This is a genomic window from Streptomyces sp. NPDC040405 (assembly GCF_055595765.1).
The window spans coordinates 782,472-795,598 of the sequence record NZ_JBVIVI010000003.1; the positions used below are offsets into that span (position 1 = coordinate 782,472).

Here is a 13,127-nt window from a genome sequence, read left to right on the forward strand (position 1 = left end):
GGTTCCTCTGGTGGCGGGTGCGGTCGGGCGGTGTGGCGGGGGAGGGGGCGGCGGTCAGCGGACGGCACCCGCGTTCGCCCTGGCACCCGCCGCCACGGCGGCCGCCGGGCGCGGAGCGATCAGCCGCTCGGCCAGGTAGCCGAAGAACAGCCCGAAGGATCCCCACAGGGTCGCCTGGACGGCCAGCGCGGCCAGCCGGAACTGCCACAGCAGGGCGGCCGGGAAGCCGTGCGGCACCTCGTTGAAGGACGGCAGGAACGCGTACGCGAGCCCGATCGCCGCGAGGAAGGCGACCGAAGCCGCCGTGGTGGCGTTCCAGTTGCCCAGCCGCGGCGCCAGCCGCTTGCCGAGGATCACCGCGGCGACCGACAGCAGCACGCTGAGCACCACCATCAGGAAGTACAGCGTGGTGCGCTGGTCGAGGGTGGTCGGATCGCCCACGGCCGGCGGGTTGGCCGGGTACTTGAGGAACGGCACCACATAGACGGCCACCAGCGCGCCGAGCGATACCAGCGCGGCGGTGGCCCGCGGCCCGAACCGGCCGACGCGTCCGAGGGCGAAGCAGACCACGAGGGCCGCGATGCCGCCGAGGGCGACGCCGTAGATCAGCACACCGGTGGCCAGGCCGGCGGTGGACTGCATGGTGCGGCTGACCAGCTCGACGCCGCCGTGTTCATGGCTGTGCGCTTCCTCGTACCCGATGGCCGCGTCCACGCGCGGTTCGCCCAGCAGATACGCCACGACGAGCGCGAGCAGCCCGGCGGCGAGGCCCGCGAGCATGCCCCGGACGAGCAGCGCCCGGACGGATATGGAGTTCATGGTGTGTCGATTCCCCTGGGGTGCAGCTGAAGCTGAGGCGGTGAGTGCGGTCAGTGGCAGGGGAAACCGAGCAGATGGCGGCCGTCGTGCACCCACTCGTGCACGTTCTCACCGGAGACGACCGCGGTGGCGCCCTGCTCGGCGCCGACGAAGTACAGCAGGATCAGCATGAGGACGCCGAAGAACAGCGCCCACGGGGCGATCGCCTTCAGCGAGATAGGGGTGATCTCCGGCACCGGCTGCGAGCTGGGTGCGGGAACGGCGGACTGAGCCATGGCGACCTCCTGGGAACACGCGTCCCGTTTGTTGGTACTCGTACGACGGCGCCGGGTCTGACTCGCCCGCCGGACGGCCCGCTCTCACGGGGCATGTCCGCCGGACACACAGTGGCGCGACCGTGCCGGGTTCTCACCGGACTTCCGTTCACGCCGTCGTTTTCCATGAGACCGTAGCGCGCGACACCCGGCCGCCGCTACGGCACGGCGGCCGGAATCGGCGCCCCCGCGAGGGCAGATGGTAGGGAAAAGGTGGACAAGGCGGTGCGTATCGCCCTGTTGGCGCCCGCGGTCAACGCGGCCCTGCGGCAGGTACGTTTCGACGACGCCCCGCCGGACGCGGCCGCCGTACGGCGGGCCAGGGCCGCCGCGGGCGCCCTGCCGCACCACGATGTGACGTTCACCGCACCCTCCGCGCGCTGCCGTGGTACGGCGCGGGCCCTCGCCCTGGACGCGGCGGTGGCGCCCGAGCTGCGCGACCTCGACGTGGGCCGCTGGCGCGGCCGGTCGCTGGACGAGGTGGGGCGGGAGGCCCCCGAGGAGGTCGCCGCCTGGCTGGCCGATCCGGCGGCGGCGCCGCATGGCGGTGAATCGCTGCTGGAGCTGATCGAACGGACCGGCGACTGGCTGGAGTCGAGGGCCGGGCAGGACGGGCGGGTGCTCGCCGTCGCCGACCCCGCCGTGATCCGCGCCGCCCTGGTCCACGCGCTGGACCTGCCCCCGCGGACCTTCTGGCGGCTGGACGTCGCCCCGCTCACCACGACCGCGCTGAGCGGCCGGTCCGGGCGGTGGAATCTGCGCTGCGGACTGCCTCTGACGGCCCCGGAGTGAGCGGGCCGCACCGCGATTCCCCGCCGCGTCACAACAGCCGCGCTCCGCGGTGAGCGCGATGCCGGTCCCGCCCGTATGAAGAGGGAGGGCCCGTGCCGGCCGAGCCCCGGCTCTGGTTGTCGGCGACGCGCTGGATCGACGTAAGGAGACGTGGTGGTGAAGCACACGCGGCGAGGCGTGCGCCATGCAGTTCGGTACGCGGCCGTCGGTGCCATGGTCTGTGGCGGACTGCTGGTCGCCCAGACCTCACCGGGCGGATCGGCGCACGGGGCGGAGAGCGGCGGCTCCTCGCAGGTCCTGGACGGGGAGAACGCCCGGGACGGCGGAAGAACCGATGTCGGGAGCCGCCTGGCGTCCGAGCTGGGCGCGTCCCGTACGGCGGGGAACTGGATCGCCGCGGACGGGAAGCCGGTGGTCGCGGTGACCGACGCGGACGCGGCCGACGAGGTCAGCCGGGCCGGGGCACGGCCCAAGCGGGTGCGGTTCAGCATGGAGCAGCTGAAGTCCGCCACCGAGACGCTGCGCTCGGCGCCCCGGGTGGCGGGCACCGCGTGGATGGTCGACCCGAAGTCCAACAAGGTGATGGTGCTGGGTGACAGCTCCGTCTCCACCTCCGACTGGTCGCGGATGAAGGACATGGCCGAGCCGATGGGCGACGAGGTGGGCATGAAGCGCACCACGGGGACGTTCACCACCAAGACCAACGGCGCCGCCCCGATCTTCACCAACGGCAGCCGCTGCTCGGCCGGTTTCAACGTCACCAACGGCCAGACCGGCTTCATCCTGACGGCCGGGCACTGCGGCCCGCCCGGAACGCCCTGGTTCCAGGACACCTCGGGCAAGACGAGCATCGGCACCACCGTGCAGACCAACTTCCCCGGCAACGACTTCTCCCTGGTGCGCTACGACAACACCAAGCTCGACCGGAACAGCGTGCTGGACGTGGGCAACAGCCAGCAGGTGAAGATCACGAACGCCGCCGACCCGACCGTGGGCCAGGAGGTCTTCCGCAGCGGCGCCACCTCCGGACTGCGCTCCGGCAAGGTGACGGGGCTGAACGCGACGGTGAACTACCCCGAGGGCAGCGTCAGCGGGCTGATCCAGACCACCGTGTGCGCCGAGCCCGGCGACAGCGGCGGTCCGCTCTTCGTCGGGAACACGGCGCTCGGCGTGACCTCGGGCGGCAGCGGCGACTGCACCAAGGGCGGGGTCACCTTCTTCCAGCCCGTGACCAAGGCGATGACGGCGCTCGGCGTGACCATCCCGGGCACCAGGATCGGTGAGGCGGGCGGCTCGGCCGACAACTCCGCCACCGCCTCGGGCACCCAGGCCGCTCAGGAGGGCGCGACACCGTTCGATGGCATCATGGACCGGGTCCGGGCGTTCGGACCCGGCCTGTGGATCATCGCCGGTGGCGTCGTCGGCTTCGCCATCAGCCTGCGCCCGCGCCGACGGCGGTACAACACCTATCCCGCGGGATGGCGGTGACCGGCGGGCCGGGGACGGCGGCGGCCGTGCGGTGAGCCGCCACCGGGCGGAGCCCGGGCCGCCGCGGCAGCCCTGGGAGGAGAGAACATGGTGGCACCGACCGCCGAGACCCACAGGATCGTGCACATCGTCGACGACGACCGGGAGCTGTGCACCTCGCTGGCCTGGCTGCTGGAGTCGGTCGGCATCGTCTCGCGCTGCCACACCGACGCCCGGTCCTTCCTGGACACCTACGACCCCGAGCAGCCCGCCTGCCTCGTCCTGGACGTCCGGATGCCGGAGATCAGCGGATTCGGCGTCCAGGAGATCCTCAACCGGACGGGATCCGCGATCCCGGTCGTCTTCGTCTCCGCCCACGGCGACATCCGGATGTCGGTGCGGGCGCTGCAGAACGGGGCCGTGGACTTCCTCGAGAAGCCCTACGACCCCCAGCACATGCTCGACGTCGTCCAGTCGGCGCTGCACACCGCCGAGGAGCGGTTCGCCGAGGCGTCCGGGCGCCGCCGCCTCCTGGACCGGCTGGCGCGGCTGACGTCCCGCGAGACGGAGGTGCTGAACCTGGTGATCGAGGGGGTCCCGAGCAAGCACATCGCGGCCCGGCTCGGGATCAGCGCCAAGACCGTCGATGTGCACCGCACCCGGATCCGGGAGAAGACCGGCGCGGAGTCCATCGCTACGCTGGTGCGTGATGTGCTCCGCGCCGGGCTGCCACTGCCCGTGCCGTAACCTCCCGGCGTCGGCGCCCAGGAGGAGGAACCGTGCACGAGCTGGTACCGGCGGACCACCAGCGGCTGGTGCAGTCCCTCAAATACTGCGTCCTGGTGCACGACGCCGACACCAAGGACATCCTCTGGGCCAACCAGGCCGCCTGTGACCTGCTGGGCTTCACCGTGGACGAGCTGCGGCCGCTGAAGGCCCCGGACATGAGCGGCAACGCCCGCCAGTACCGCCGCGAGATCGGGGTGGCCTGGCTGCAGCGGGCCGTCGACCACGGGGAGAGCGCCACCGAGTGGTGCTATCGCGCCAAGACGGGCGAGGAGATCCTGACCGAGGCCATCGCGATCCGGGTGGAGCTGCCGTCGGGCCCCGTCGTGATGGTCCAGTTCCGGGACATCGCCGAGGAGAAGGCCACCCAGCGGGACCTGTTCCGGACCGAGGGCAGGCTGCGGGCGTTCCTGCGCAACCTGGACGAGGGCATCGTCGTCCTCGACGACGACCGTACGGTGATCTTCGCGAGCGAATCGGCCGCCGGGCTGCTCGGCACCGACGTGGCCACGCTCAGCGGATCCGACTTCGCGCAACTCTGCGACACCGCCTCCCGGGCCGAGCTGGCCGAGATCCTCGCCCGCACGGCGAAAAGCCCGGCGCCCCAGGACTCACGCTTCGCGCTCGCCGCGCCCGGCACCGCACACCGCTGGTACGCGGGCACCTGCCAGCACATCGAGATCGAGAGCGATCTCCGTGGCCACCTCCTGCTGTTCCACGACATCACCGACCGGGTGCGCGCCGAGGAGCAGCACCGCCGGGACACCCAGCACCTCAACCACCTCGCCCGCTACAACGCGATGGGCGACATGGCGATGGCCATCGCCCACGAGGTCAGCCAGCCGCTGGCCGCCGCGTACAACTTCGTCGAGGGCGCCCGCGGCCGACTGGACACCGGCACGGAGGCGGGCGCCTCTGTGGCCTGGGGGCTGGACAACGCCAAGCGCCAGATCGACCGGGCCGGACAGATCCTCAAGAGCCTGCGCCAGTACGTGGTCCGGCTGGAACAGTCGGAGCAGTCCGCCGACCTCAACGCCATCGTCGCGGACTGCGCCTACTTCATCGAGCTGCGCGCCGCCCAGCACGCCGTCCCGCTCACCCTCGGGCTGTGCCCCGAACCGCTCGTGGTGAGCTGCGAGAACGTCCTGATCGGGCAGGTCGTCATGAACCTCGCCTTCAACGCGATCGATGAGATGGCCCGCTGGCCCGAGGCCCGGCGGCGGGTCGAGCTGACCACCCGGCGCACCGACGACGACCACGCCGAACTCACCGTCCGCGACCGGGGCCAGGGCCTCGCCACCATCCCTGGTGACCAGATCTTCGAGGGCGTCTTCACCTCGAAGGAGAACGGCCACGGCATCGGCCTGGCGCTCAGCCATCGCATCATCACCCGGCACCGGGGCCGTATCCACGCCCGCGACAACGCACCCCAGGGCGCCGTCTTCTCCTTCGCCCTGCCGCTCGCCGGACAGGACCGCCGAAGGGCCGGGCACGACCGCCTGTAAGGAATTCCTTACCCCGGCAGGGGAATTCCGCAGTGATCCGGTCCTGAATCCCGATGGTGCCGGTGCCGCACCGCGCCTAGCGTCGTCAGTGCGGTCGCCGACCGGGCGACGCCTCCCCTGACGAGCCCCTGATCATCGCGGAAGGAGACCGGTGTGCCGGTTTTCGAGGACGTACTCGCCCAAGTTGCCGCGCGGCGCACGGAGTTCACCGAAAAACGCCATGTGCCCCGGGACATGATCGAGGAGTTCAAGCGGCTCGGCGTCTACCGGGCCGCCACGCCCCGGCGCTTCGGCGGCGACGCGCTGCCGCCGAGCGACTTCCTGCGCGTGATCGAGCGGATCTCCGCGGTGGACGGCTCCGCGGGCTGGGTGGCCGGGTTCGGCTCGTCCGCCGTCTATCTCGCCGCGCTGCCCGTGGAAACCCAGGCCGAGCTGTACGCCGACGGCCCCGACCTGGTGTTCGGCGGGGCGCTGTTCCCGATCCAGCCCGCCGAGGTGGCGGCGGGCGGCTTCACGGTCAGCGGGCGCTGGCCGTTCGCCAGCGGCTGCAAGGCCGCCGATGTGCTGTGCGTCGGCATCGGCGTGGGGGACGAGGGCGCGCGCAGACCGCGCACCGCCGTCCTCCGCCCCGACCAGGTGCGGATCGTGGAGAACTGGGACGTGGTGGGGCTGGAGGGCACCGGAAGCCACGACCTGAGCGTGGACGGGGCGTTCGTACCCGAGGAGCTGACGTTCAACCGCGGCGGCGCGCCCACCATCGACGAGCCCCTCTTCCGCTATCCCACCGTCGGCTACGTCGCGCAGACGCTCGCCGTCGTCAACCTCGGCATCGCGCGCGCCGCACTCGACCACGTGATCCACGTCGGCAGCGGCGAGGCCGGGATCACCGGCGCGCCGAAGCCCGCCGACCGCCCGTACTTCCGCATCGCGGTCGGCCGGGCGGAGGCGGACCTGCGCTCGGCCCGCGCCTTCTTCTACGAGGTGACCGACGAGGTGTACGAGGCCGTGGCCGGAGGCGCCACCGCCACGCCCGAGCAGGTCGGCATGGTGCGGCTGGCCGCCGCGCATGTGGCGAAGACCGGTTTCGACATCGTCCGCACCGCCCACCACCTGTCCGGCACGGCCGCCATCCGGCGCGGCCACCCGATGGAGCGCCTGCTGCGGGACGCGTCGGTGGTGCCGCAGCACGCGTTCCTCTCCGAGGGCATGTACGACGGCGCCGGTGCGGTCCTCATGGGCGTCCAGCCCTTCCCAGGCTTCCTCTGACCTCGCCACCACCGGCCCCCGTCCCGGCACCGAAGGGAAACCATGTCCGAGCCCACCCCCTGCGTGTTTCCATGAGGCATGAGGAGATGACTTCAGTGATGACGGCTACGCGCCCGGCCAAGGCGGACTTCCGGGAGGCGATGGCGCACCTCCCGGCCGCCGTCAGCATCCTGACCACGGACGGGCCCGGCGGCCGGTGCGGCATCACCGTCAGCGCGGTGTGCTCGGTCACCGACTCACCGCCCACCATCCTGGTCTGCGTCAACCGGAGCAGCGCCAGCCACGACCTCTTCCTCGACAACGGCCGGGTGTGTGTGAACGTGCTCGGCGGCGACCACGAGGAGTTCGCGCTGCACTTCGCGGGCGCCACCGAGGTGCCCATGGCGGAGCGCTTCTCCTGGGACATCTGGGACCCGGAGGAGAGCGTCCCCGTCCTCCGGGACGCTCTCGTCCACCTCGTCGGCACGATCCGCGACCGCAAGCAGAGCGGTTCCCACACCGTGATGTTCGTGGAGCTGGAACGGATCGGGGTCCGCCCCGGCGGCGACAGCCTCGTCTACTTCAACCGGAACTTCCACCGGTTGGGCGACGCGGCCGCCTGACGCCTGCCCCCTGCTGTCCTCAGCCCTCCGGGACGTCGAGCAGCACGATCCGCTGGGCGCCCTTGGCCTCCCCGGGGTACCGGCTGACCAGGTCCAGGCGGAGGCGGGCGGTGCGCACCGGGGCGAAGGTGACGACGGTCGGCTCGCCGGACGCCTCCGCCCAGGCGACCTCCGCCCCGCGGACCGGGGTGAAGCGGTGTCCGTCCCAGGCGGACACCGTGACCGAGGCGGGCAGGGTGTGGGTCGCGTCGAGGGTGAAGGACACCTCGACGCGGCGTACCCGGCGCTTCCTGGCCCAGGTCACCGAGACCCAGTCGGTCTCCCTGGCCCCGTCGAAGGCGGGCAGCAGGGCGGTGGCGGCCTTGTGGAAGGCGTTGGACCAGCCGGTGGCCGGATCGCCGTCCAGCATGGCGGCGGGCAGCGACTGGGGCGATCCCGAGTAGCCGGCGTCGGCCAGCGGGTAGGTCGCCGCGTCCGGTCCCGGGTCGGGCGCGAAGGGCGGGGTGGGGGTGACCCGGGTGGTGGTACCGCCAGTGGCGCGGACGGTGGCGGTGGCGGTACGCAGCCCCGTGGAGCGGGCCGTGATGGTGAGGCGTCCGGGCTTGGTGGCGGAGCGGACGATGGCCAGGGCCTTGCCGTGGTAGGCGGTGCGGGTGCTGGCCTGGTAGCGCTCGGCGCTCTCCTGACGGCCGTTGTCGACGCCCGCCAGCGAACCCCCGGAGGTGGTGAAGGAGATCAGGTGGTCGGCGTCGGGGACCACCACACCGTGCGCGTCGACTACTTCGGCGGTGACGAAGCACAGGGAGCGGCCGTCGGCGTCCACGGTCTTGCGGTCGGGGGTGAGCCGGATGGCATGGGGGCGCCCGGCCGTACGCAGCACATCGGTGGCCACCACGCGGCCGCCTCGCCGTGCCACGGCCTTCAGCTCGCCGGGAGCGAAGGGGACCTTCCAGGTGAGGTGGAGTTTTCCGGCGCTGTTGTTGGGGCTGGTGTAGCTGCCGGGGTAGGGGCCGGAGGTGAACGTCTTGTCGTCGCCGGTGGCCTCGGTGGTCTCCAGGTAGGTGCGGCCGTCGGTGGTCTTCTTGGTGTCGAAGCGGCGTACGCCCAGGGAGTCGCCGTTGAGGAACAGCTCGACGGTGTCCACGTTCGCGTAGGCCCAGACCTCGACCGTCTCGCCCGGCCGGTGACCGGTCCAGTTCATGGGCACCAGATGGACCATCGGCTCACTCGTCCACTGGCTCCTGAACAGGTGATACATGTCCTTGGGGAATCCGGCCGTGTCCACCGCGCCGAAGAAGGACGCCTTCACCGGGAACACGTCGTACGGGGTGGGCTCGCCGATGTAGTCGATGCCCGACCACAGGAACTGCCCGGTGAAGAACTTCCGGTCCCGGTCCTTCTTCAGCCCGTACTCGCCGCTCATGGTCCAGGAGGCGAGGTTGTTGTCGTAGCTGGAGGGCTCGCGCTTGCCGGGGGTGTGGTTCTCCCCGGTGTTGAGGTGCTCGGGCTCCTGATAGGCCCCGCGGGAGGAGGTCTCGGAGGAGGACTCGGACTCGAACAGGAACAGATGCGGATAGCGGGCATGCAGCGCGTCCACCGAAGCGGCGGTGTTGTAGTTCAGGCCCAGACCGTCCAGCTTGGCGAGCATCAGATCGGCGGCGGAGCCGCGGGCGGGCGGCGTGCGGTACTTGTCGGAGCCGATCACGACCGGCCGGGTGTCGTCGGTCTTCCTGACGGCGTCGATGAGCCGCTCGGCCATGCCGAGTCCGGCGGTGCTGGTGGAGTCCGGGATCTCGTTGCCGATGGACCACATGATGACCGCGGGCGAGTTGCGGGCGGCACGCACCATCTCGGTGATGTCCGCCTCGCTGTGCTCGTCGAAGAAGCGTCCGTAGTCGTACGGGTTCTTGCCGGTGCGCCAGCAGTCGAACGCCTCGACCAGCATGACGATGCCGAGCCGCTCGCAGATCTCGATCAGCTCCGGCGCGGGCGGGTTGTGGGAGGTGCGCAGGGCGTTGACGCCCATGCTCTTCATGATGGTCATCTGGCGCAGCGCGGCGTCGGCGTGGAACGCGGAGCCGAGCGCCCCCAGATCATGGTGGAGGTCGACACCCCGGAGCTTGGCGTACTCGCCGTTGAGCGTGAGCCCGTTGTCGGGGTCGAGGGTGACATGGCGGATGCCGAAGGGGGTGCGGTAGCGGTCGGTGGTCTCGTCCCCGACCCGTAGCTCGGTCTCCAGGGTGTAGCGCACCGGGGTGTCGAAGGACCACAGCCGTGGCTTCTCGACGGTGAGTTCCTGGGTGGCGTCGCGGGTGGTGTCCGCGCCGACCGTGAGGGTGGAGCGGGTGTGGGCGACCGTCTTCCCGTCGGGGCCCTTGAGGGTGGAGACGACGGTGACGGACTTCTCGTCGCCCGACGCGTTGACCACGCTGGTGCGCGCCCGCACGGTGGCGTGGCCTTCGCTCACGGTGGGGGTGGTGACGTACGTGCCCCAGCGGGCCACGTGTACGGGGTCGGTGATGACGAGGCGGGCGTGGCGGTAGATGCCGCTGCCGGAGTACCAGCGGCTGCTGGGCAGCTGGTTGCGGACCTTGACGGCGAGGACGTTGGGGGTGGTGCCGTCGGTGTGTGCCACGTCGGTGAGGTCGAGGGCGAACCCGGTGTAGCCGTAGGGGTGGCTGCCGAGGAGCTTGCCGTTGCAGTACACGTACGCGTCCATGTAGACCCCGTCGAACTCGACGGAGATCCGCTTGCCCGCGAGCCCGGACGGCAGCGTGAACGACCTGCGGTACCAGCCGATGCCGCCGGGCAGGAAGCCGGTCCCGCCCGTGGTGCCGTGCTCGGTGGTCGGGGCCAGCTCGATGCTCCAGTCGTGCGGCACCGCGACCGTACGCCACGCCGCGTCGTCGTAGCCGGGCTGGTGCGCGTCGTCGTAGTCCTTGCCCGGGTCGGCGTTTCCGTCCGGGGTGACCAGCGCGAACCGCCAGCCGTCGGCCAGCGGGATGCTCCGCCCGCCGGTCGCGCGGGATGCGCCGGCGGCCGGGGTGGCCGCCTCTGCGGGGATGCCGGTGGCGAGCGTTCCCGCCATGGGCGCGGCGCTGCCGGCGATCAGCAACGATCTACGAGTGACCGCCATGGCGATCCCCTTCTCTTCGATTATGTTGCTTCTTGGGAGTGCTGTCGGGTCTCAACTCCCTTTTGCGGAACAGATTCTGACAGTTTCCAACAGGCCGATGTCAAGGCCCGTGCTTCAGCCGCATGACAACGAGGTGGCCCCCACCCATGGCGGGGGCCACCTCGTGCGGTGGGGGAGGTGCGGCTGGGGTTTTCCGGCCTCAGATCTCGTAGTGGTGCCGGTGATGGTGATGCGGGTCGGGATCCTCGACCACCGGAGGTGCCGCGGCGCCCGGCGGGACCACCCGCCGACGCTTGTAGACACTGACGTACGCGGCCATGCCGATGAAGCCGACCGCCATGAGGATCAGGCCCACCAAGTGCACATTGAATCCATTGGCGTCCCAGTCCGTCGCGAAGGTGAGGATGCCTCCGATCGCGACCATGAGGATGCAACCGCCCAAGCCCATGAGTATTGCCTCCGAACATGAGTTAGCTCTTCCGGGCCGGTCCGCGTCCGAGTACCCGTCAAAGTCCCCTCCAATCTCAGGAGTGGCCGCCCTCTGCGTAGGCCTCGGCGGCCACCGCCTCGTCGAGCGCCCGGAGGTCCCGGCGGGCCCGTGCGCGGTCGTGGGCGGACGCGTCCGTGACGTCGAGGAAGATCTGGTCGGCGTGCGGCCAGAGCTCCGTCATCTTGGCCTTGACCCGCATCAGGACCTCCTCGACCTCTTCGCTGTCGAGCCCGGCGACGAGGTCGACGCGGGCCGCGATCAGGGTGGACTCGGTGCCCAGGCGCATCGTCAGCAGCGTGGTCACCGTGTCGATTTCCGGCTGCTCGTCGAGGAAGCCCCGGATCTCCCGCCGCTGGGCCGGATCGATCGCCTCGCCGATCAGACGGCCCCGCGACTCCTTGGCCAGCCGGTAGGCCACGTAGACCAGCAGCGCCCCGATCAGGAACGACGCCACCGCCTCGTAGACCCCGTCGCCGGTGAGCATGTGGAGCCACATGCCGAGCAGGGCGAACACCACGCCGAGGCAGGCGGTGGAGTCCTCGGCCAGCACGGTGCGCAGCGTGGGGTCGTCCCCCGCGCGGATCTCGGCGAGCATGCCACGACCCGCTGTCCGGGCCTTGCCGCGGACCTGGACCAGGGCGCGCACCAGCGAGGAGCCCTCCGCGACGAGGGCCACCCCCAGCACGGCGAGGCCGACCAGATAGCCGGTGTGGCCCTCCGAACTGCCCGAGTGCAGCGCCTCGGCGCCCTGGAAGAAGGAGAAGCAGCCGCCCATGACGAAGATGCCGACGGCGGCGAGCAACGCCCAGAAGTAGCGCTCCTTGCCGTAGCCGAAGGGGTGTTGCGCGTCCGGGGCGCGCTTGCTGCGTTTGAGGGAGGCGAGCAGGAACACCTCGTTGAGGCTGTCCGCGACCGAGTGGGCGGCCTCGGAGAGCAGCGCGGGGGAGCCCGTGAAGACCCCGCCGACCGCCTTGGCGACGGCGATGACGAGGTTGGCGCCGAGCGCGACGAGCACGGTGACCGCGGTTCTGGAGTCCTCGCCGGACCGGGGACCGGGGTTGCGTGCCGCGGATTCGCTCATCGTGGGACTCCGTACGTCGACTCGTTCGTGCCCCACTCTGGTGTCCCGATGCGGCGTCCTTAACCGTCACACCCGCCCGGAACGCGCCGCCCGGAACGCACCCGGCCCGCCCGGAACGCGGCACGCCCCGGGGAGAACCACTCCCGCGGGGCGTGCCGGGTCGTCCGGTCGTCGGTCGGCGCGAATCAGCCGGTGGGGGCGCCACCGGGGCTGGCCGGGACCTCGGGCATCGGGGTGAACACGTCCAGCCCCATCACGGCCGCGATCAGCAGGCCGATGACGCCGAGCGCCACCGCGCCCCAGGCCACGGCCGTGACCCAGTTGGCGCCTGAGGCCGACGCGGCGGTGCGCTGCCGCAGCAGCACCACGGCGGCGATCACCACGGCGGCGAGCCCGAACAGCCCGTTGAAGAAGGCCGTGGTGTGCCACGGCGTGCCGTAGACCGCCTCGATCTGGTTGGCGGCGGCTCCGGACTGGGCCTTGATCTGCCCGGTCAGCTGCTTGCGCTCCTGCAGCATGGTGCCGAGCCAGGTGCCGGTGAGCGACGCGAGCCCCAGGCCCGCGGCGGCCACCGCGGCGGCACCGGGGAACACCCCGGTGGAGGCCGCCGGGGCGGCGGCCGGAGCGGTCGCCGGCTCGTCGAGACGGTCCGCGGCGGAGTCCGCGGCAGAGTCCGAGGCGGACTTTTCGGCGGGAGCCTCGGAGTGCGATTCCTGGGAGTCGGAAACAGCGTTTCGGACACCCTCCGCCGTTGCTTCTTCGGCTTCTGCGGGCTGCGCTGTGCGGTCGGTCGGTTGGTCCGTCTTGGTGGTGTCCATGGGCCGGACCGTAGGTGCCGAAAATGAGAGTCCGCTGAGAATGAGCCCCGG

Annotated in this window: 12 protein-coding genes; 6 read left to right on the forward strand and 6 right to left on the reverse strand. The window is 71.3% G+C overall.

What is annotated here, in order from left to right; translation table 11 throughout:
* Nucleotides 1-54 precede the first annotated feature (54 nt).
* Together ACZ59A_RS17040 and ACZ59A_RS17045 are read right to left on the reverse strand one after the other, a co-directional pair.
* Nucleotides 55-819 (reverse strand): CbtA family protein, encoded by a 765-nt coding sequence (locus tag ACZ59A_RS17040; protein ID WP_470959312.1) that lies wholly within the window; start codon nt 817-819, stop codon nt 55-57.
* Between the two features lie 50 nt (nt 820-869).
* A complete protein-coding gene (locus ACZ59A_RS17045) occupies nt 870-1,094 on the reverse strand; it encodes a CbtB domain-containing protein (protein WP_009720365.1) in 225 nt (74 codons plus the stop codon).
* Between the two features lie 264 nt (nt 1,095-1,358).
* Here ACZ59A_RS17045 and ACZ59A_RS17050 point away from each other — a divergent pair, with 264 nt between their 5' ends.
* The 6 genes from ACZ59A_RS17050 to ACZ59A_RS17075 all read left to right on the forward strand — a co-directional run bounded on the left by ACZ59A_RS17050 (nt 1,359) and on the right by ACZ59A_RS17075 (nt 7,551).
* The gene (locus ACZ59A_RS17050; RefSeq protein ID WP_470959317.1) at nt 1,359-1,925 is read left to right on the forward strand and encodes a histidine phosphatase family protein; all 567 of its coding nucleotides are present in this window, start codon (nt 1,359-1,361) and stop codon (nt 1,923-1,925) included.
* A 177-nt stretch (nt 1,926-2,102) separates the two neighbouring features.
* The gene (locus ACZ59A_RS17055; protein WP_470959320.1) at nt 2,103-3,413 is read left to right on the forward strand and encodes a S1 family peptidase; all 1,311 of its coding nucleotides are present in this window, start codon (nt 2,103-2,105) and stop codon (nt 3,411-3,413) included.
* Between the two features lie 87 nt (nt 3,414-3,500).
* Entirely contained in the window at nt 3,501-4,139 is a 639-nt protein-coding gene (locus ACZ59A_RS17060; RefSeq protein ID WP_470959323.1) for a response regulator transcription factor, read from the forward strand.
* Between the two features lie 32 nt (nt 4,140-4,171).
* A complete protein-coding gene (locus ACZ59A_RS17065) occupies nt 4,172-5,683 on the forward strand; it encodes an ATP-binding protein (protein ID WP_470959326.1) in 1,512 nt (503 codons plus the stop codon).
* A gap of 153 nt (nt 5,684-5,836) precedes the next feature.
* On the forward strand, nt 5,837-6,949 hold the full coding sequence (locus tag ACZ59A_RS17070; protein WP_470959329.1) for an acyl-CoA dehydrogenase family protein: 1,113 nt from the start codon (nt 5,837-5,839) through the stop codon (nt 6,947-6,949).
* A gap of 98 nt (nt 6,950-7,047) precedes the next feature.
* Nucleotides 7,048-7,551, forward strand: coding sequence for a flavin reductase (locus ACZ59A_RS17075; RefSeq protein ID WP_470959332.1), 504 nt, complete (start codon nt 7,048-7,050; stop codon nt 7,549-7,551).
* A 19-nt stretch (nt 7,552-7,570) separates the two neighbouring features.
* Here the strand turns inward: ACZ59A_RS17075 and ACZ59A_RS17080 are convergent, their stop codons facing one another.
* The 4 genes from ACZ59A_RS17080 to ACZ59A_RS17095 form a co-directional block, all read right to left on the reverse strand.
* Entirely contained in the window at nt 7,571-10,687 is a 3,117-nt protein-coding gene (locus tag ACZ59A_RS17080) for a glycoside hydrolase family 2 TIM barrel-domain containing protein (RefSeq protein WP_470959335.1), read from the reverse strand.
* Nucleotides 10,688-10,886: 199 nt separating this feature from the next.
* Entirely contained in the window at nt 10,887-11,135 is a 249-nt protein-coding gene (locus ACZ59A_RS17085) for a hypothetical protein (protein ID WP_468045617.1), read from the reverse strand.
* A gap of 76 nt (nt 11,136-11,211) precedes the next feature.
* Nucleotides 11,212-12,258: a cation diffusion facilitator family transporter gene (locus ACZ59A_RS17090; protein WP_470959338.1), complete on the reverse strand. Its 1,047-nt coding sequence runs from the start codon at nt 12,256-12,258 to the stop codon at nt 11,212-11,214.
* 185 nt (nt 12,259-12,443) lie between these two features.
* Nucleotides 12,444-13,076 carry a hypothetical protein gene (locus ACZ59A_RS17095; protein WP_470959341.1) on the reverse strand — a complete coding sequence of 211 codons (633 nt, stop codon included), beginning with the start codon at nt 13,074-13,076 and terminating at the stop codon, nt 12,444-12,446.
* Nucleotides 13,077-13,127: the final 51 nt, after the last annotated feature.

Coding starts and splice junctions, on each gene's coding strand:
- ACZ59A_RS17040 (WP_470959312.1), bottom strand. CDS start 819: ATGAACTCCATATCCGTCCGGGCGCTGCTCGTCCGGGGCATGCTCGCG.
- ACZ59A_RS17045 (WP_009720365.1), bottom strand. CDS start 1,094: ATGGCTCAGTCCGCCGTTCCCGCACCCAGCTCGCAGCCGGTGCCGGAG.
- ACZ59A_RS17060 (WP_470959323.1), top strand. CDS start 3,501: ATGGTGGCACCGACCGCCGAGACCCACAGGATCGTGCACATCGTCGAC.
- ACZ59A_RS17075 (WP_470959332.1), top strand. CDS start 7,048: ATGACGGCTACGCGCCCGGCCAAGGCGGACTTCCGGGAGGCGATGGCG.
- ACZ59A_RS17080 (WP_470959335.1), bottom strand. CDS start 10,687: ATGGCGGTCACTCGTAGATCGTTGCTGATCGCCGGCAGCGCCGCGCCC.
- ACZ59A_RS17085 (WP_468045617.1), bottom strand. CDS start 11,135: ATGGGCTTGGGCGGTTGCATCCTCATGGTCGCGATCGGAGGCATCCTC.
- ACZ59A_RS17090 (WP_470959338.1), bottom strand. CDS start 12,258: ATGAGCGAATCCGCGGCACGCAACCCCGGTCCCCGGTCCGGCGAGGAC.
- ACZ59A_RS17095 (WP_470959341.1), bottom strand. CDS start 13,076: ATGGACACCACCAAGACGGACCAACCGACCGACCGCACAGCGCAGCCC.